This is a genomic window from Paenibacillus sp. SEL1 (assembly GCF_054602535.1).
Map to the genome: position 1 here is coordinate 730,606 of NZ_CM137723.1, position 17,497 is coordinate 748,102.

The 17,497-nt window shown below is 48.5% G+C and carries 17 protein-coding genes; 9 read left to right on the plus strand and 8 right to left on the minus strand.

The window, feature by feature from the left end; genetic code table 11:
* Nucleotides 1-43 precede the first annotated feature (43 nt).
* Nucleotides 44-1,171 (plus strand): SGNH/GDSL hydrolase family protein, encoded by a 1,128-nt coding sequence (locus tag ACYCSE_RS03305; protein ID WP_459701363.1) that lies wholly within the window; start codon nt 44-46, stop codon nt 1,169-1,171.
* Nucleotides 1,172-1,394: 223 nt separating this feature from the next.
* Here the strand turns inward: ACYCSE_RS03305 and ACYCSE_RS03310 are convergent, their stop codons facing one another.
* A complete protein-coding gene (locus ACYCSE_RS03310) occupies nt 1,395-1,811 on the minus strand; it encodes a hypothetical protein (protein ID WP_459701365.1) in 417 nt (138 codons plus the stop codon).
* Nucleotides 1,812-1,975: 164 nt separating this feature from the next.
* On the opposite strand from ACYCSE_RS03310, the gene ACYCSE_RS03315 reads away from it, so the two are divergent.
* The 3 genes from ACYCSE_RS03315 to ACYCSE_RS03325 all read left to right on the plus strand — a co-directional run bounded on the left by ACYCSE_RS03315 (nt 1,976) and on the right by ACYCSE_RS03325 (nt 5,734).
* Nucleotides 1,976-3,955, plus strand: coding sequence for a methyl-accepting chemotaxis protein (locus ACYCSE_RS03315; protein ID WP_459701367.1), 1,980 nt, complete (start codon nt 1,976-1,978; stop codon nt 3,953-3,955).
* 56 nt (nt 3,956-4,011) lie between these two features.
* Entirely contained in the window at nt 4,012-4,188 is a 177-nt protein-coding gene (locus tag ACYCSE_RS03320; RefSeq protein ID WP_023990044.1) for a YjfB family protein, read from the plus strand.
* A gap of 190 nt (nt 4,189-4,378) precedes the next feature.
* Nucleotides 4,379-5,734 (plus strand): dipeptidase, encoded by a 1,356-nt coding sequence (locus tag ACYCSE_RS03325; protein ID WP_459701370.1) that lies wholly within the window; start codon nt 4,379-4,381, stop codon nt 5,732-5,734.
* Between the two features lie 73 nt (nt 5,735-5,807).
* Here ACYCSE_RS03325 and ACYCSE_RS03330 read toward each other — a convergent pair whose 3' ends face one another.
* The 3 genes from ACYCSE_RS03330 to ACYCSE_RS03340 all read right to left on the minus strand — a co-directional run bounded on the left by ACYCSE_RS03330 (nt 5,808) and on the right by ACYCSE_RS03340 (nt 7,461).
* Nucleotides 5,808-6,191: a hypothetical protein gene (locus ACYCSE_RS03330; protein WP_459701372.1), complete on the minus strand. Its 384-nt coding sequence runs from the start codon at nt 6,189-6,191 to the stop codon at nt 5,808-5,810.
* 153 nt (nt 6,192-6,344) lie between these two features.
* Nucleotides 6,345-6,836, minus strand: coding sequence for a hypothetical protein (locus tag ACYCSE_RS03335; RefSeq protein ID WP_013311697.1), 492 nt, complete (start codon nt 6,834-6,836; stop codon nt 6,345-6,347).
* A 142-nt stretch (nt 6,837-6,978) separates the two neighbouring features.
* Nucleotides 6,979-7,461 (minus strand): hypothetical protein, encoded by a 483-nt coding sequence (locus tag ACYCSE_RS03340; protein WP_440723118.1) that lies wholly within the window; start codon nt 7,459-7,461, stop codon nt 6,979-6,981.
* A gap of 492 nt (nt 7,462-7,953) precedes the next feature.
* Between ACYCSE_RS03340 and ACYCSE_RS03345 the strand changes: the two genes are divergently transcribed.
* Nucleotides 7,954-8,214 (plus strand): hypothetical protein, encoded by a 261-nt coding sequence (locus tag ACYCSE_RS03345; protein ID WP_023990050.1) that lies wholly within the window; start codon nt 7,954-7,956, stop codon nt 8,212-8,214.
* A complete protein-coding gene (locus tag ACYCSE_RS03350; RefSeq protein WP_254326776.1) occupies nt 8,211-8,429 on the plus strand; it encodes a hypothetical protein in 219 nt (72 codons plus the stop codon). Before ACYCSE_RS03345 ends, ACYCSE_RS03350 begins: the two co-directional genes overlap by 4 nt.
* Before the next feature lie 597 nt (nt 8,430-9,026).
* Here ACYCSE_RS03350 and ACYCSE_RS03355 read toward each other — a convergent pair.
* Nucleotides 9,027-9,254, minus strand: a complete 228-nt coding sequence (locus tag ACYCSE_RS03355) for a helix-turn-helix domain-containing protein (protein WP_007431813.1) — start codon at nt 9,252-9,254, stop codon at nt 9,027-9,029.
* 306 nt (nt 9,255-9,560) lie between these two features.
* Between ACYCSE_RS03355 and efeO the strand changes: the two genes are divergently transcribed.
* From efeO to ACYCSE_RS03370, 3 genes are read left to right on the plus strand one after another with little or no spacing between them, the layout of a single operon-like run.
* Nucleotides 9,561-10,439 (plus strand): iron uptake system protein EfeO, encoded by an 879-nt coding sequence (gene efeO, locus ACYCSE_RS03360; RefSeq protein ID WP_025721876.1) that lies wholly within the window; start codon nt 9,561-9,563, stop codon nt 10,437-10,439.
* A 4-nt stretch (nt 10,440-10,443) separates the two neighbouring features.
* Nucleotides 10,444-11,808, plus strand: a complete 1,365-nt coding sequence (efeB, locus tag ACYCSE_RS03365; RefSeq protein WP_459701377.1) for an iron uptake transporter deferrochelatase/peroxidase subunit — start codon at nt 10,444-10,446, stop codon at nt 11,806-11,808.
* Nucleotides 11,809-11,832: 24 nt separating this feature from the next.
* Nucleotides 11,833-13,656 carry an FTR1 family iron permease gene (locus tag ACYCSE_RS03370; RefSeq protein ID WP_459701379.1) on the plus strand — a complete coding sequence of 608 codons (1,824 nt, stop codon included), beginning with the start codon at nt 11,833-11,835 and terminating at the stop codon, nt 13,654-13,656.
* 97 nt (nt 13,657-13,753) lie between these two features.
* Here ACYCSE_RS03370 and ACYCSE_RS03375 read toward each other — a convergent pair whose 3' ends face one another.
* The 3 genes from ACYCSE_RS03375 to ACYCSE_RS03385 all read right to left on the minus strand — a co-directional run bounded on the left by ACYCSE_RS03375 (nt 13,754) and on the right by ACYCSE_RS03385 (nt 17,495).
* Complete coding sequence (locus ACYCSE_RS03375) at nt 13,754-15,166, minus strand: type III PLP-dependent enzyme domain-containing protein (RefSeq protein ID WP_459702470.1); 1,413 nt, start codon at nt 15,164-15,166, stop codon at nt 13,754-13,756.
* An 83-nt stretch (nt 15,167-15,249) separates the two neighbouring features.
* On the minus strand, nt 15,250-16,338 hold the full coding sequence (locus ACYCSE_RS03380; protein ID WP_459701381.1) for a Gfo/Idh/MocA family oxidoreductase: 1,089 nt from the start codon (nt 16,336-16,338) through the stop codon (nt 15,250-15,252).
* A complete protein-coding gene (locus tag ACYCSE_RS03385) occupies nt 16,335-17,495 on the minus strand; it encodes a UDP-glucuronosyltransferase (RefSeq protein WP_459701383.1) in 1,161 nt (386 codons plus the stop codon). Before ACYCSE_RS03385 ends, ACYCSE_RS03380 begins: the two co-directional genes overlap by 4 nt.
* Nucleotides 17,496-17,497 lie beyond the last annotated feature (2 nt).

Genomic DNA, 17,497 nt, shown 5'->3' on the forward strand with positions numbered 1-17,497 from the left:
CAGAAACTAGCATTCATTTATATATCATGAGGAGGGTGTTGAAATGTCACATAACAAGAGATTGAAGACATACCCACTTACAAAAGCAAAGCATGTAAAGGTTCATGGTCGAACTACGCCCACATGTACACCTCTTACTCTGTTTTGGACAGGCAGTGGCATTGAATTGAATATCAAAGGCTCAGAGCTGTGGATTGAAATTGAGGCCGATTACCAGGTGTATGAACCCTGGATCAGTATTGTCATCAATGGTGTTCCGATGAGTCGCCTGATGGTGACCGCAGGACGACATTGGACCTGTGTTTTGAGAGGGTTGAACCCTGATACGGTCAAAAATGTCCGTGTGGTCAAGGATGTCCAGCCTATGAGTTCGGACTCGCGCTGCTTGTTGCAAATCCATGCCCTGAAGGTGGACGGGGAATTGCTGCCAGTCACTGATAAGTCCCTCAAGGTGGAATTTATCGGTGACAGCATTACCTCGGGAGAAGGAACGATTGGAGCGAAGGAGGAGACAGACTGGGTTCCCATGCTGTTCACAGCACTACGCAATTATACAGCCATAACAGCCGAAGCACTGAATGCGGACTACCGAGTGTTATCACAAAGCGGATGGGGTGTCCTAACAAGCTGGGATAATAATCCGCATGCAAACATACCCGCATATTATGAGCAGGTATGTGGTGTGCTAACCGGTGAGAGAAATGAAGCATTAGGGGCATTTTCAGATCATGATTTTACCTCATGGCAGCCGGACGTGGTCGTAGTGAATTTGGGGACTAATGACGGGGGAGCCTTTTATTCTCCTGCATGGACGGACCCAGCAAGCGGGAAAGTGTACAAGCAACGCTTGAACGAGGACGGTACATTCAATGAAGAGGATTTACAAGATTTTGAAAGCGCTATCGAACGTTTTCTTGTCAAGCTTCGGACCTGCAATCCTGCTGCTCATATTGTGTGGGCCTATGGGATGCTGGGTACTCCGATGATGCCCTCAATCTACCGAGCGGTAGACGCGTACAAGAAAAGAACGAGGGATCGGAATGTGTCCGTATTCCAACTGCCTAACACGACGGAAGAAACGATAGGATCTCGCAGCCATCCCGGGCTCTCCGCCCATGCCAAAGCAGCAGATGAGTTGACAGTGTATTTGCGAGAGATTCTAAAGAAATAGAATCCGAGAAGCACAATCAACTCTGTAGAACACGCTCATAAAGGAAATTACAACAACTAGGTCCATTGTGTTCTGGGTGTTGTGGTTAAAAATCATGGCCACGAGCCTGCGGCAAATGTCTGCCCCAGACTCGTGGCTGATAAGCTCGGAGCGCAGCGACCTAATCATAGGAGAACTATGAACAGTCAGTGAATTCTTAATAAAAAATCCTTGTCTGATATATTTACAAAAACGGAGTCGAAGCGATGCCCGTGAACACCTCTGGACCATTACGAACAGTGGTCGATACACCAGAAATATAAGAAGAATATACGGTTTGTATTGCCCAGGGAGCGGACAGATCCTGTGCATTAAAAGCTTGCGTTTCATTAGATCCAGTCACGCCCAATACCCCCTCGGCGCGGTAGACTACTTCGCTCGGATCATAGTCGGCTCCACGCACGATTTCAACCGCATACGTATCGCCAATCTCACCGATCAGACCAATGGAACCACTAAAAGTTACAATCGGACCCGGCACAAGAAAGGTTCGCAGGGTGATCAAACCGAACCGCTCCGGTATAGGACCCAGCTGTATATCGGGACCCTCACCTGTTTTTGATGAATTGGTGGAGCTTCTCATATCCAGAAAAAAACCCATACCTTATCCCTCCAAATTGCAAGATACTCCATGCTATGCAAGAAATTCTTTAGCGTATTGGACAAATTAGTAATAAATCTATCAATTCAGCTCAAAATAACCGATAGTAAATACATATGGTATAAATATCAGAAATGAATATGTAGATAGAAAGCAGGGGTTTGATGAAACAACTGAAACGACTGAAAACATTAACACTACGCAAGAAATTGACAGCAGCATTTCTACTGGTCATGCTTGTTCCTAGTATTATTGTGGGCTCTTTCTCCTATCAGGCAGCGTACAACCAGACAGATCGCCAATTACTGGACAGTGCAACGTCTAGCGTTACCGCATCTGATCGTGCTGTTACTCAAACGATTCAGGCCAAAATCGCTGATCTCGAATATTACTCTACAACGATGACGGTTAGTGATAACAGTGCTGAAGCAGATGATGCCATTCTGAAAAAATTACAAGTATATTTAAAAATGCATGCAGAAGCTGTTGATATGTTTGTCGGAACTCCCGAAGGTAAACTCATTATTGGCAAAGCCGTAGGCTCCACAAACGATCCTCGTGAGCGTCCGTGGTATAAACAGGCCATGGAGAAACCCGGACAAACCGTAATCAGCCCTGTTGGACTCAATACGGCTAAGGTCCCCGTTGTGTATATTTCACGCACACTTCCCGACAACAGCGGCGTTCTCGGTCTTTCCCTGAACCTGAATAATTTAAAAGAAATCACAAAGTTAAAAATAGGACAAAATGGTTTTATTATGATATTGGATGGTACCAAACGTATCGTAACCCACCCGACAGACGTCAGCGGAAGTACCAAAATAGGGGAAACGATACCCAAACTGTTTGCCTCCGAGGAAGGTAGCTTTAGTTACGATTTTAATGGCGTAGACAAACACCTGATTTTCAAAACTAATGCGCTGACGGGCTGGAAAATTGCCGGAACGATGGACAAAGCAGAAACCAGTGCCTCCGCCCAGCCGATTCTTATCACGACGATCATCGTGTTGGTGATTGCAGCCATCATCATTGGTGTACTCGCAATGTGGCTAATCAGCAGTATACTTAAGCCCATCCAAAGATTACGTAATTCTATGGATGCCATCAGCAAAGGTAATCTTTCGATTAACGTAGCTACGACCAGCACAGATGAAATTGGTGAATTATCAAGATATTTTCAACAAATGGTAGATAACCTGCGTAACATGATTAAAGAAATTCAAGCGATGACAGGCAATTTGTCGGCATCCTCGCAGGAGCTTGCAGCAGGTGCAGAACAAACGACCCGGGCTATCGAGCATGTGACCATAGCCATTCAAGATGTGGCTGCAGGCAGCGAACGCCAAGTGGGCAGCGCTAAAGCTAATCAGACACGGGTTAGCGACATGGCAACAGACATCACCGCGATGACTGAAACTATGGCTGAAATGACCACTTACTCCACACAGGCCATTCAGGCGTCGGATGCAGGCAGTGAGCATATCGGCAACAGCGTCGTCTCCATTGACGGCATTCGTACTACCGTGGAAGAACTGGATACGATTATCGGTGCTTTGAGTGACCGATCTGGACGAATCGGAACGATCGTCACTGTCATTACGGAAATTGCCAGCCAGACTAATCTGCTCGCATTGAATGCTTCCATTGAGGCAGCACGCGCAGGAGAGCATGGCAAAGGTTTTGCTGTCGTGGCGACAGAGGTCCGCAAGCTGGCTGAAAACTCAGCTCATTCCGCACAACAAATTCGTGAACAAATTCAAGGGATACAGAACGGTGTGTCTGAAGCTCTGGTTGCTATGGAATCAGCGAAGGAACGCGTAAATGATGGTATCAATTCCATTGACCTATCCGGTCGCTCCTTCTCTCGCATCCGTAGAGCAGTAGCCAAATCAGCGAAGCAGCTTGATAACGTCGCAGCTTCTACCGCTGGCGTCGCAGATGGAACGAGTACAGTCGTCAGCAGCATGGAGGAAATTACACGCATCGCTGAAGAAGCGGCATCCCATACAGAGACCGTGTCCGCAGCCGCAGAGGAGCAACTCGCCTCCATGGAAGAGATCGGTTCGTCTGCCGCAGATTTGACCCGTCTGGCAGAGCAGCTTCAAGATTTACTGACACAATTCCAATTAGATGAAACAAAATAACCGTTCCAACCGATAAATACAGAGAAAGAGTCTTCACAATGAAGGAGGGTTGGAACATGGATATCGCAGCATTATCAACAGGTATGAGTCAGGCCAGCTTAGCTCAAGCCGTAAGTGTGAAAGTATTAAGTATGGCTAAGGATCAGGCCAGTGAACAAGGACAGGCTTTAGTGCAGATGATGGAAAAAAGCGTACAGCCTCATCTCGGGGGTCAACTGGACATTCGCGCATAAGTGCATCCATATGCTTGGTTAAGGGCGATTCTGCTCAGGTCTGAACAGACCCGGGTAGAATCGTTTTTTTATCTCCCTATTTTTCGTTCAGCACAAAACGTAGTAAACTAGACATATCGTCCACAACCTCGGTTCGGAGGATAGCGCAACATTCACACGATTTACATTGAAAAAGGAGGATACATAGTTTATGAGTTATTCCGAATATTTTGAAAAAGCCAGAGAGCAACAACTGGGCGAGTTACAGGAGTGGCTGTCCATTCCGAGTATCTCAGCATTATCGGAGCACAAAAAGGACATTAACCAAGCAGCTGATTGGCTGGCTGCCAAACTGACTGCTGCCGGTCTGGAAAACGTTGAAATCATTCCAACCAAAGGGCACCCGCTGGTATATGCCGATCATTTGCACGCACCTGGTAAACCAACGATCCTCGTGTATGGACACTATGATGTACAACCCGTAGACCCGCTTCACCTGTGGGAAACTCCGCCGTTTGAGCCATCCATCCGTGATGGAAAATTGTATGCGCGCGGAGCGACAGATGATAAAGGACAGGTTTTCTTGCACATTAAGGCAGTTGAGGCCATTTTGAAGCAGGAAGGCAAATTGCCGCTGAACATCAAATTCTGCATTGAAGGCGAGGAAGAAGTGTCCAGTCCGAACTTGCTTGAGTTTTTACAAACTGGAGCTGAACGTCTGGCTGCCGATGCTGTACTGGTGTCCGACACTTCCTTGATCGAAAAAGGGAAGCCTGCCATTTGCACAGGTTTGCGTGGACTATGTTCACTGGAAGTCGCCATTCACACGGCGAACACAGATCTACATTCCGGCTCTTTCGGTGGCGGCGTGCCGAATGCCCTGCATGCTCTGGTGTCCTTGCTGGCAACCCTGCATGACGACAAAGGCGGCGTAAGCGTCGAAGGATTCTACGACGATGTCGCTCCATTATCGGCAGAGATGAGAGAAGAATTCGAGAAGCAAGGCTTCAATGAGAGCAAGCTGCAACAAGATCTTGCACTTGATTCCCTCTATGGCGAAGAAGGATTCAGCTTCGTTGAGCGTGTTGGGGCGCGTCCGACACTGGAGCTGAACGGCGTATACGGCGGCTTCCAAGGGGAAGGCACGAAAACGGTCATTCCGAAAGAAGCTCATGCTAAAATCACGTGCCGCTTGGTGGCTAACCAGAATCCGCAAGACATTCTGGACAAAATCGAGCGCCATTTGCGCGCTCATGTTCAGGCAGGAGCTACTCTGGATATTGAGCAAGGTGAAAAAGCAAACGCCTTTAACATCGACCCGTCACACGCGTTTCTGCAAGCGGCAGCCGATGCTTTTGAGAAGGTATACGGTGTGCGTGCCCTCTTTACCAAGGATGGAGGCTCCATCCCAATCGTGGAAACCTTCTCCCGTGTGCTGACTGCCCCAGTCGTGCTGATGGGCTTCGGCTTGCCAGATGAGAACCTGCATGCGCCTAATGAGCATTTTAACTTGGATAATTTTGATAAGGGTCTGCTGACGATTGTAGAGTTTTTGAAATCGGTGTAAGCAAACTAAAAAGCATTCACAGCATGGGATCATCCATACTTCGTGAATGCTTTTTTCACGTTAGTTCCGTCGCTTAAGAAAAACGGGTGTAGCGCAACAGGTGAGCCAGCCGATTGAGCCGTTCTATCTCCCGATCCAACTCATGCAGCGGCTGTCCAGCCAAAGCAGCGTTTGCTCTCATATCCCGGAGCGGGTTCATTTTTCGACCCATGAGTTTGAGAACCGTGGCCTTCCCCATGTTATTCACCACCACATATTGCGTTAGCGGGTCAAGCTCAATCCACAATACATGATGCTGAAAAAACGACAATAGTTGCTCTTTTAACGCCTCCAGCTCTTCAAGCTCACCTGTGATTTGCGGATGATGATGAAAAGCCACATAGCCCATCACCCGCAGGTCACTTATGATTTGTTCCATATGGAGCGTTTCGTTTATGTACACATTGTTCGTGCTCATGCGGTTTCTTGCACCATTGGTATGATCTTCCCGGATGACGTTCACCACCTGACTATCGTTATATCAAGATTCATCTTTCCCCTTTTTCACTATAGCGCAATCGGCTTTGAAAAGTCAGGACCTATACAAACCTTGCGAAAAAAAACAACCGGCTTATACGCCAGTTGTTTCCCGTTCCACAAAATACTTATTGGTCATATAATGGGCCTTGCCTCTGGAAGTATCCACCATTCCCTTTTTGTTATCGAGAAAAACAATCTCCCGGCATTTGGTGCAGTACCACTTGGTCCGCTTAAAGGGAGATTCTGTTACATACGATGTACCACATTTGCAATCTACTTTAATTAAGGTTTCAGTTGATTTGTAAGCCTGGGACAACTCTTTTAGGCCAGTATCCGGCTGTTGAATCGGGATAATAACCTCCTGATAGCTTGAATACTGATTATGCACCTTAAAATCAGCCACCAGTTCCGCATGCAGTCCAAAGTACTCTTTGCCAATCTCGGTTACAAATTTCTTGCCGATTCTGTAACACTCAAGCCATTCCTGTATCTGTTGATTAGACAAAGGCACTGTGCCCTTGATACCACTATTTAATGTGTAAGTCATGATGTATAAAGTATCATCTTGTCTATGTCCGTACATGAGAAGCCTCCTTATAATACACTTGATAATGTACTACAAAGCGTAAAAAACATCAATTTTATTATTTGGCAAAAGACCTAATATCATTTTAGTAGGCACACCAGAGGTGTGAGTGTATAGTTAGAAAGCAACTGACAATCTGTCAGTTGCTTTGTCTTTCCACATAGTATTTGTTGGTCATGTACCATGCCTTGCCTTTATCCGTATCCACCATGCCCTTTTTACGATCCAGGAACACAATGTTATTACACTCCTTGCATGACCACTTGGTTCTTTTGTGCGGTGACTCTTCTATATAGGAAGCACCACATTTACATTCTACCTGAATTAATGTTTTATACTGGCTGTACGCTTCTACCAATGGGTCCAGATCTACAGATTTGCGTTCCATTACAGGCTGTATCATGGATATGTGTTCTCTCTGCTCCGAGTATTCATTATGTACCTTGAAATCTGCTACCAACTCAGGGTTTAAACCAAAATATTGTTTGCCCACAACTGTTACAAATTTGCTGCCAATTCGATATGCTTTAATCCATTCCTGCACCTGTTTACTGGATAGGTCGACCGTTCCCTTTATACCACTGTTCAGCGTATAAGTCATTAAGTGTTGGTTGGGTGTCATATGTCTTAACATTCACCTCCGATCAAGAATATACCACAGGTAGCTCTAGGCAAAAGCTACTTTCTACTACCTGAAGCAATGAGCTTTTTCTGCCTTGTGATTCTTCTTCAACACCTATATATAAAAGTATAGCTCAAAACCTGATCCATCTTCCATCCTGTCGTCATGCTGAATACTGCTTTTGTAGGGATTTATATTCTTAGACTATCACCAGATGCATTTCTATCTTAGTATAACTTTGTGGTACAGTCTTATGTTTTGATCACTCCTGTTAGTTGCACTATGATCCCTAATGGTAGTTTCTTCCTTCTATATATAGTACATCATTTACACGCAAATTCCCACATATTTCAGCGGTTATTCTGTAAAACAAAAGCCTTCATCCTTTTTAAAAGGGTAACGGGACTGATCACATGGTAGAGGTTACTGCTTCCTTGCCGTCCCCCCGATTATGTTATAATAAAATAAAGCAAAAAGAGCGAGGTGAAGTCGATGAAATGGGAAGAAATTGCCGAATCACATCCAAGGCGATTTGTGTTGGTTGAGGCTATAAAAGCCAGTTCCAATAACCGCGTGCGCAATCTTGAAGACATGGCGGTTATTCAGGATTACGATAACCCAAAAGATGCATGGAGCGGGTATAAACATTTTCACAAACTGTATCCGTCACGCGAACTGTATGTGTTCCATACCAGTCGATCCGATGTCGAGGTTGTAGAAGAGTTTTTCTCAGGAGTACGGCAGCGTACATGAAGATTAACCTTCATAATGGTTTGCCAATTGTTTCCTTAACATTGAGACATCACGACCAAACTGCTCTATTACCAAACGTATTGTTCGATACAGGGTGCGCTGCAACAGTGTTTGATACGGATTTACTTGCCCAAATCGGCATTCACATTGATTTCATTAACGGGAGAGCAAAGCGGATGTACGGCGTGGGCTCCACTCCCCACTTTCACCTTTAAAATAATTCCAAGCAGGTGGACACATGTCTCTTCCTTTAAATCTGATTACCATCATGCTCAGCCCGTAGAAGTATTACTTATACCCTTGGTTTCTCCTGCGGGCTAAGCCTTTGCCCAAGGGAGCGTGATGGTAATGAAACCTAATCAAAAAAATCGTAATCGAGCTTATTTTAGGCACCACAGAAAATGTGTTATTCAGCGTAAAAAACGGCTTTCAGCCACCGGGGATGGGTCGTCAAATTCGATGGTGTATTCTCCAAAGGAAAAATCCATTGTTCCTGCTGGATGTGCAGTAATAAAACAAAACGACTGGGCTATCCCAAATCAGAGCTAGCAAGAATAGATAACTGCCGGGAACAGCTTCAGGATTATCGTTTCTAAACTAAAAAACGATCAAAACAAGCGAATGTCCATTGCTATGACACTCGCTTGTTTTACGTTTACAATAGATTTTCCAGCTTCTCTCCTCAATTTGAAATATAGAATAAACTTACTAGGTTTGATCAGCTAACATACCACAAAACAAAAGCCTTCCCGACCACCCTTCACTGTCGAAGGATCATCGAGAAGACTTTGTACCCCGCAAGGAACGAGAGGTCAGATTTTTAATTCTCCAAGCCTGATTAATTCCACGACCGCCTGTGAACGACCTTTTACGTTCAGTTTCTGCATTACATTGGAAATATGGTTTCGGACCGTTTTTTCGCTAATGAATAGCTGTCCGGCGATGTCACGTGTTGTTTTGTCCTGCACGAGCAGTTCAAATACTTCACGTTCACGGTGAGTTAACAAAAACTTGTTTTTGTGGTCGTTACCCTTCGTCAATTTCACCCCTCCTTGCTCGGGTTTTGTGTGGTGTAACAAGGTTAAGGGATACAGTCAACACATTTTATGTCATGTGCTCAGGTATGGTTCAATATGCGGATAAAAATGGGCATAGGCACCTTACTAACTCCCTTCGATGGAGGGTTGGACTCTGCGTCTAATTTATGTATTGACAGGCATATGGGCCAGCCTTATGATAAGAAAAACCGCGACTGATAATCATTATCAAAATAAAAATTCGATATAGGTATCGCGCAACAGACTATGGTTCAAGGCCAGTTTGGCCAGAAAGGGTGTTCATTGATTATGAAACTACGTTATGCCGTACCGGCCGGAGTGCTGGTCTCTTCTATTCTGTTCGCAGGTTGCGGACAAACCGGAACTGCTACTCAGCAGCCTGCCGCGACGACCAAAGATGCAGGAGCAACAACACAGACAACGACTCCTGCCGCTTCTGCCCCCAATTTTGATCAAGCGGTAGCAGCTTACCGCACCTATGCCATCGAGCAATGCGATACGTTTGTGAAGAAGACAGAAGAATTCACGAACGCAGTCAAAGCTGGCGAGCTGGATAAAGCCAAGGCGCTGTATGCTCCTGCACGTATGTACTATGAACGGATTGAACCGATTGCAGAAGCGCTGGGTGATCTTGACCCGAATATTGATGCACGTGACGGTGATGTGGATGCAGCGGATTGGCGCGGCTTTCACCGGATTGAAAAAACATTATGGGAAGAAAACACAACCAAAGGAATGGACGAGTTTTCCGACCGACTGCTGAGTGATGCCAAGCTGCTGCGTGCCAAAGTAGAAACAGTTAATATTGACGCCAGCCTGATGGTAACGGGTGCAGTCGAGTTGTTGAATGAAGTATCCACCTCGAAGGTGACGGGTGAAGAGGAGCGATATTCTCATACGGATTTGTACGACTTTGCAGCCAATGTGGAGGGCGCACAAAAGATATATGACATTTTGAAAACAGATCTGAACCAAAAAGATGCGGCGTTGGAAAAACAAATTGGTGAGCGCTTTACGGCCTTACAGCAGGAGTTGGCTCCTTTTAAGGACGGAGAAGGCTATGTATCGTATACAAAACTGAAACCGGAAGAAGTTAAAAAGCTGAGTCAAAACCTCGATGCCTTGGCAGAACCGTTGTCCCAAATGGGGAAATTGTTAGGAGTGTAATGATATGAAAGGCTTTAAGCGGCAAAAAGGGCAAGAAAAGCCGCAGTATGCGGAATCCCATAATGAACAGGACGATCTGGTAAAAAAGGATGCGAAGCTAGTGGAAGATGAGCCGTCAGGAAAAAGCAAATCCGTATCACGCCGAGACCTATTGAAGCTGGCCGGGGTAGGTGGACTAGGCCTCCTGCTTGGCGGCGGGGGCGTGGGAGCCGTGCTGTCAGCCGGTCAACGTCTCGAAAGCATGATGACGGATGCGGATACCAAAGATGTAATCCCTTTTTACGGTAAGCATCAGGCAGGTATTGTGACTCCGGCGCAGGATTTCATCTGCTTCGCCGCTTTCGATCTAACAACCAGCGACAAGGAACAGGTGCGCAGCCTCTTCAAAGCCTGGACGGAAGCAAGCGCTACAATGACTTCTGGCGTGCTGCTTGGCAACGATAATGAAAACCTCAACCTCCCTCCTTCCGATACGGGCGAGGCGGCAGGATTGTCGCCATCCCGCACGACGATCACCTTTGGTGTGGGCCCATCCTTTTTTGATGGACGATACGGCCTGGTAGGGCTTAAACCTGCCGGGTTCCGTGAGCTGCCCCGTTTTCAAGGGGATGCCCTGGAGGAGCAATGGTGCGGTGGCGACATCGGAGTGCAGGTATGTGCCAATGACTTGCAGGTAGCTTTCCATACCCTGCGTAATTTGGCACGTATCGCCAGAGGAACGGCGGTGCTTCGCTGGACGCAGGAAGGCTTCCAGCGGACAGCACAGGCCGATCCTGCGGGAAGCACACCGCGCAATTTGCTGGGCTTCAAGGACGGTACAGGGAACCCCGACACCTCCAAGGCAGACGAGATGAATCGGCTGGTGTGGACACAGACCAGTGACGGACCAGCATGGATGGGCAACGGCAGCTATATGGCTGTTCGCCGTGTACGCATGCGGGTAGAGGTGTGGGATCGTTCAACATTGGGCGACCAGGAGGATACTTTTGGACGTCATCGCAGCAGCGGTGCCCCACTCGGCAAGGTCAAGGAGTTCGACAAGCTTGATCTGGCGGCCAAAAATCCGGAAGGCAAGCCGGTTACACCTCCCACCTCTCATGTGGCTTTGGCTCATGGGGACGGAAGCATTAATATTTTGCGGAGGTCTTATTCGTATTCAAGCGGATTGGACAAGCAAACAGGACAGCTGGATGCTGGGCTGCTGTTCATCAGCTACCAGCGTGATCTGTTCAAGCAGTTCGTTCATATTCAGGAGAAGCTTGCACGCAATGACAAGCTGAACGAATACATTGTACACAAAGGCAGTGCGGTGTTCGCCTGCTTCCCAGGTGTATCGCAAGGCGGCTACATCGGGGATACGTTATTCTAGCAGCAGGCAAGGAAGGGGATTTATATGAATCGGCGCAATAAAAGCTTGGGATGGGTGTTTGTGCTGGTGGCAGCTCTGCTGCTGACCGTAGCTCCGTTCATTTCCGGCTCCGGGTCGGTCGCTTTTGCACAAACAGATGCCAAAGCTGTCACCAATGATCAGCTAATGCCTGTAGTGGGCGGAGCACTGGTGGAGGCGGGACAAGCCCAATGGACGGAAGCCTCCAAGGATCTGAAAGAATTCCGCACGCTGTGGGAGACCGCCAAAACGAATGGCGGAGATTCAGCTCACATCGCGGCTGTAGATCAAGCACTCACCGATGCGGAGCAGACACTCGCCAGTGGCGGTGGGGAACCAGCGAAAGCTGCCTTATCCGTGCTGGCGCGCTCGGTCAATGAGTACGTCACTGCTGCCGAAGGGGACAAACCAGCCCCGGCTGGAGCCAAAGCAGCGGAAAAACTGCTTCCTATGGCGAAGGGCAGTCTGGCCGCCATGCAAAAAGGCGATTGGGCTGCTGCCCGGGTGGATTACGATCGAATCGTCAAAGACTGGTATCAGGTAGAAACACCGATTCGTTTGGACAATTTTCCGGTATACAGTTCGCTCGAAACTAAAATCAGTCTCATCCGCATCTCCATGCAAGCTGAGCCCATTCGCCAAGAACAGGCTCTCAAGGAAATGCAGGAATTAACGACTCTGCTGTCTGATTATAGTCAGGGTAAATCTATGAACACAGGTCAAGGAACGAATGCAGGCAATACGGCTGCCAGAACGGCGAATGGTTCGGCTGCTTCCCTAGGCGATGCAGTCACCTTGCTCGAATCCGCACGCCAAAATGCTGTAGCTAATCAGCCAGAGCAAGCGGCTGACAAGGTAGTGCAGTTTATCGCTCTGTGGCCTTCTGTCGAAGGACATGTACAAATTGCCGATCCGACGTCTTACACTGCAATTGAAAATGAAATGACCGAGACTTCAGGATATCTGCTGTCTTCTCCACCGAATACGGACAAAGCCATTCAGACTCTTGATCAGATGCTGGACAGACTCCGTCCGTTGACGGAAGAACGTTCTTACACTGCGTGGGATGCTGCGCTGATTTTGCTGCGTGAGGGCCTGGAGGCCATTCTCGTGCTCGCAGCTCTGCTGGCGTATGCCAAAAAAAGCGGCGAAGCCGTGGCTGGACGGTGGATATGGGCAGGAGCCGGAACGGGGCTGGTGCTGAGCGGAATTCTGGCAGTACTATTCACCACACTGGTGGCAGCTGCCGCATCAGGCAGCATGCGTGAGTTGCTGGAGGGTGTCACCGGGCTGGTGGCGGTCGTGCTGATGCTGACCGTTGGTAGCTGGCTGCATAGCAAATCCAATGCTGCCGCGTGGAACCGCTTTGTGGAAAACAGCGTGGGCAACGCGCTGGCACGGGGAAGTCTGTGGTCACTATTTGCGGTTTCTGCGCTCGCAATTCTGCGTGAAGGAGCCGAGACAGCTATCTTTTATGTCGGTATGGCTCCAGCCATCGAAACCTCGCAATTGCTGCTCGGCATTAGCTCGGCGACGGTTGTTCTAGTCATTCTGGCGTTTGCGATCATTAAGTTCAGTGTACGATTGCCGATTCGTGCCTTTTTCCTGACTGCGACTGTACTGATTTACTATCTCGTATTCCGATTTCTGGGCGAAAGTATTCATTCGCTTCAGGTGGCTGGCAAGCTTCCGGGGCACACTGCCTCCTCGCTTCCGTCCATTAGCTGGCTGGGAATGTATCCAACTTGGGAAACCTTTGTCCCACAAATCGCTGTACTGATCTTTATGGTATGGCAGCTTGTGCGTCAAGAAATGCACAGCTCCAAGTAACAATGAAGTCGATACTACCCTACTCATCATGTAAAAAACGCCAAATCACAGGTCCGATTTGTATCGGTTCCCATGAGTTTGGCGTTTTTTTACATACTTACAACGCATCCTCAGGCAACGGAATCATGCGCTGATGATGCAGCAGGTCTGTGCGGTCACCGTGTTCACGAATGACATGCACCTCCCCACGAAAATCGAGCAGCTCCGCCGGGGTAGCATGTCCCAGAAATTGTAGTGGACTATAGCTTAATCCATAGGCACCTGCATTCGGAAAGGCAATATAATCGCCCTCGTGAATCGGAGGAAGCTGCGCTTTTTTCACAATACAATCCTCGGGTGTACAAAGCGGACCAACAATACTTACCGTTTCAAGCTCCAAGGATGCTTCCTCCGGAGGCCCCCCTATTCGGCTTGCGACCTCTTCTAATGATTGTTCGACAGTAACAGCCGTTTGAGCAGAAGCATCTCTCTGCCCCATCCGTAGGGTTGCTTCCACTTCTCGTTCTTTGGGTTCTTTCGATTCTCCCGCTTGCCTGCGCATAATTCGCACCGGGTAGTTGTCCCTAATACGGCGTCCTCGAAAAGTAGCTGCGGCGTAGTGATTCATGCCACCATCAGCCACGACAAACTTCTCTCCCTTGGATTCCTTTGTATACAATGCTCGGCAGACATACATGCCCGATTGAGCAACCAGATACCTGCCGCTTTCGATGATTAGCTTAACCCCGGGCATGCGGGTTCGGGTCTGCTCCGCGAGTGCGTTCAGTCCGTCAATGACGTGATCCATATCAAGCGGTTGCTCATGAGCAAAATAAGGTATACCAAACCCGCCGCCCAAATTGACCGTATGCATTGCCACACCATACTGAGCCTGTACCCGTTCTGCCAGCTGCAGCGTATTCGCAAATGAAGCTAAAATCTGATCCGATTTCAACATTTGCGTACCTGTATATACCTGAATACCTTGAAAATGGACGTGTGGGCAATCTTCCAGCACCTTAAAAAAGTGATCCAGCTGCCCTTCATCCACTCCAAAAGGGCGCGGAACACCACCCATTTTAATTGTTGCTCCAGACAGATCGTTATCGGGATTGATACGAACCGCTGCCCTGACAAGCTGGCCCGCTTGGGCAGCAATGTCCTCCAACAGACGCAGCTCCCTCACCGATTCGACATGAATACAGCCGATTCCATAGGCTATCGCCTCGGTCAGCTCGGCTACTGTTTTTCCCGGTCCGGCGTACAGCACGTCTTCCGCAGCATACCCGGCCTCCATAGCGACGAACATTTCTCCAGCCGAAGCAATCTCAACACCACAACCTAACGAACGCAGCAACCCAGCCAAGGCTACGTTACCATTAGCCTTGAGCGCGTAATGTACACGCACGGCCGGGTGCAATCGGGATAGCAACGAGCTGACGTGGGCATGCAGCGCGTCCCCGTCATAATAGTAAAATGGCGTCGGATGCTCGCCGAAACGCTCCAGTAAGGCTTCGTCCTTTTTATCCATCACCTGAGTTCTCCTCCTCTCTATGCCTTGATACTCAGTATTTTGCATCATTCGCTTCCCTCCGCTCGAAAACACAATCATACTCATACTGCATAAATCGTCTCGCCCGAGCGTGCTGCTTCATGAATGGCTGCCAGCAGTCTGACGCGTTCAGCAGCCTCGCGAAATGGAATGGGCTCCGCTTCTCCCCGGATGATGCTACAAAAGGTATTCAACTGATTGACATAATAGTTCATAGGCTCGAAAACCGTTTTGGTATGCGAAGATGTCTGTGATAACACAGGCAGTGCGTCCACATCCGTTATATTCGGCATGATATCCTTCTTTATTTCTGTCTTGAGTGTCATTTTATAAAAACCTAAATTGGCCCGAAAGCAGTCCTTTAAAGTGACTACTGCCGAATCAAAGGTCAGTACATGAGCACAGCGATAAGGGCGCTCAAATGAAAAGAGGGCAGATGCCTCCAATCCGCTCGGATAACGGGCTTGCGCACGAAATGTCCAGTCACAGCCATGAGGACCATCGAAATCCGATTGACTGTGGAATTCCGCCTGCTCTAATCCAACGACGGCTTGAAGCAGCTGTAGCCAGTACACGCCCAGATCCCAAAAGCATCCCCCACCCTGCTCCGGACGAGATCTGTAATTGTCCGCATGTCCTTCTTTTGCCGGAATGCATAGACTCGTCTCTATGGAGCGTAAGCGACCATAACGCCCCGATTCTACCATCCTCCGCAGTTCATGCTGCCAAGGATGGTGCTGCACCATGACTCCCTCCAGCAGGTAAGCGCTACTCTGTTCGACTGTCACTGCCAAGGGAGCCAGATCAGCCGTATTCAGGCATAACGGTTTTTCCACCAGCACATGCTTATGAGCCCGTAGTGCTTTGCCAATCCACTCGGCATGTAAATCGTTGCTGAGCGCAATATATACAGCATCGATCTCCGGGTCCTTTAGCATATCCTCAGCATGCCGATAAACGACACTGACGCCAAAACGATCTGCCATTTCTCCTGCCTTGGCAACCGTGCGGTTCGCAAGCGCGGTCACGCGTGCCCCTGCAACATGTCGGATCGGTTCCAGCAACGCACGGGGAGCAATGGCAGAACAGCCAATGATCCCAAAGCGAATATCTCGCATCGCAGGCTCTTGCGCAGCCGCGGCAGCGTTCATAATCCCTGCTCCATTCCCGATGCTCTTGCCTGCATTTGTATGCTATTCACATACGACTCTATATAACGCGGCGTCCGACTACGCAGTTCTACGATCCTGCGATGCATATCCTCCAGTATCTGAGCACTGCCGTCATAGGTTTGTATCCACGTATCGTAGCGCATACCTAATCCCAAACGTTCCCACAGATCCGCATTATGCTTCTCATGCACACCAAATGGCTCCAGCATAATGAGTGGAGTGGCCGTTGCGAACGAATCGGTTAGGCTGCCACCACCTGGCTTGCTGACAATGGCCTGGACACGACATGCTTGGTCCAGCATGCTATGGTAATCCGGTCCGACCTGATACACTGTCTTCTCGCCTCTTTTCACCTCTCCGAAAGGCGGAAATGTATGCTCCCCGGCTTCATTACGCTGCCATGTCCTCCACTGCGGGTCCATCTGAAAATAGCGTATACTTTCCCGCTGTTCATCCGGTTGATCCTGATCATACAACAGCAGATCCAGCTCCCAGCCCGCTTCTTCCAACCGTCCAACCTTGTCACGATATGTGCCCATGCCCCAACCGCCGCCATGTACGAATAAGCGGGATTGCCGTGCTTCAAATGGTACATACTCCACGGCTGGCACATCAATATAGTGGCTGACTCTATTCTTATCATTTTCAAAAAAGGTCATTTCTCCACAGCCCTCCGCAAAACGCGGGTTATGCTTGGCTAGATTTTTCCAGGAAGGAGAAGGTGTCGAATCCATGTACACGATGTCCACATGCACCGACTCCGGTTCTCTGCGCTTACGATACTCCTCCAGTACATACATCCAATGACCGGATAAGCATATAAAATACCGCCGATCCTCCTCCATCCATTGGTTCAGCAGCACTTCCATCGCAGCGAGATCCAGTGAATTACGCATATCCTGCGGAACCTTTTGTGACATTAAGGCCACCGCAAAATTGTCATGGTAAGCTTTGCGGCTTTTGTCGACCTTGAGACGAGCCGATTCTGGCAGCACATTTTCAAATACATGAATCGCCGTATCCACGCCCAGCCTGCGAAGACCCGCTTGCAATAACAAGCCAGGGGTATAAAAGCCCAATCCGAAACCGGAACACAAAATCGTTACCTTCATAAGCTTATCCTTACTCTTACGCATGC

Excerpts from the sequence above, each read along its gene's own strand:
- ACYCSE_RS03325 (WP_459701370.1), top strand. The coding sequence starts at position 4,379 with ATGAGTTATTCCGAATATTTTGAAAAAGCCAGAGAGCAACAACTGGGC.
- ACYCSE_RS03335 (WP_013311697.1), bottom strand. The coding sequence starts at position 6,836 with ATGTACGGACATAGACAAGATGATACTTTATACATCATGACTTACACA.
- ACYCSE_RS03310 (WP_459701365.1), bottom strand. The coding sequence starts at position 1,811 with ATGGGTTTTTTTCTGGATATGAGAAGCTCCACCAATTCATCAAAAACA.
- ACYCSE_RS03345 (WP_023990050.1), top strand. The coding sequence starts at position 7,954 with ATGAAATGGGAAGAAATTGCCGAATCACATCCAAGGCGATTTGTGTTG.
- efeB (WP_459701377.1), top strand. The coding sequence starts at position 10,444 with ATGAAAGGCTTTAAGCGGCAAAAAGGGCAAGAAAAGCCGCAGTATGCG.
- ACYCSE_RS03370 (WP_459701379.1), top strand. The coding sequence starts at position 11,833 with ATGAATCGGCGCAATAAAAGCTTGGGATGGGTGTTTGTGCTGGTGGCA.
- ACYCSE_RS03375 (WP_459702470.1), bottom strand. The coding sequence starts at position 15,166 with ATGGATAAAAAGGACGAAGCCTTACTGGAGCGTTTCGGCGAGCATCCG.
- ACYCSE_RS03315 (WP_459701367.1), top strand. The coding sequence starts at position 1,976 with ATGAAACAACTGAAACGACTGAAAACATTAACACTACGCAAGAAATTG.
- ACYCSE_RS03350 (WP_254326776.1), top strand. The coding sequence starts at position 8,211 with ATGAAGATTAACCTTCATAATGGTTTGCCAATTGTTTCCTTAACATTG.
- ACYCSE_RS03340 (WP_440723118.1), bottom strand. The coding sequence starts at position 7,461 with ATGACACCCAACCAACACTTAATGACTTATACGCTGAACAGTGGTATA.
- ACYCSE_RS03385 (WP_459701383.1), bottom strand. The coding sequence starts at position 17,495 with ATGCGTAAGAGTAAGGATAAGCTTATGAAGGTAACGATTTTGTGTTCC.
- ACYCSE_RS03380 (WP_459701381.1), bottom strand. The coding sequence starts at position 16,338 with ATGAACGCTGCCGCGGCTGCGCAAGAGCCTGCGATGCGAGATATTCGC.
- ACYCSE_RS03320 (WP_023990044.1), top strand. The coding sequence starts at position 4,012 with ATGGATATCGCAGCATTATCAACAGGTATGAGTCAGGCCAGCTTAGCT.
- efeO (WP_025721876.1), top strand. The coding sequence starts at position 9,561 with ATGAAACTACGTTATGCCGTACCGGCCGGAGTGCTGGTCTCTTCTATT.
- ACYCSE_RS03330 (WP_459701372.1), bottom strand. The coding sequence starts at position 6,191 with ATGAGCACGAACAATGTGTACATAAACGAAACGCTCCATATGGAACAA.
- ACYCSE_RS03305 (WP_459701363.1), top strand. The coding sequence starts at position 44 with ATGTCACATAACAAGAGATTGAAGACATACCCACTTACAAAAGCAAAG.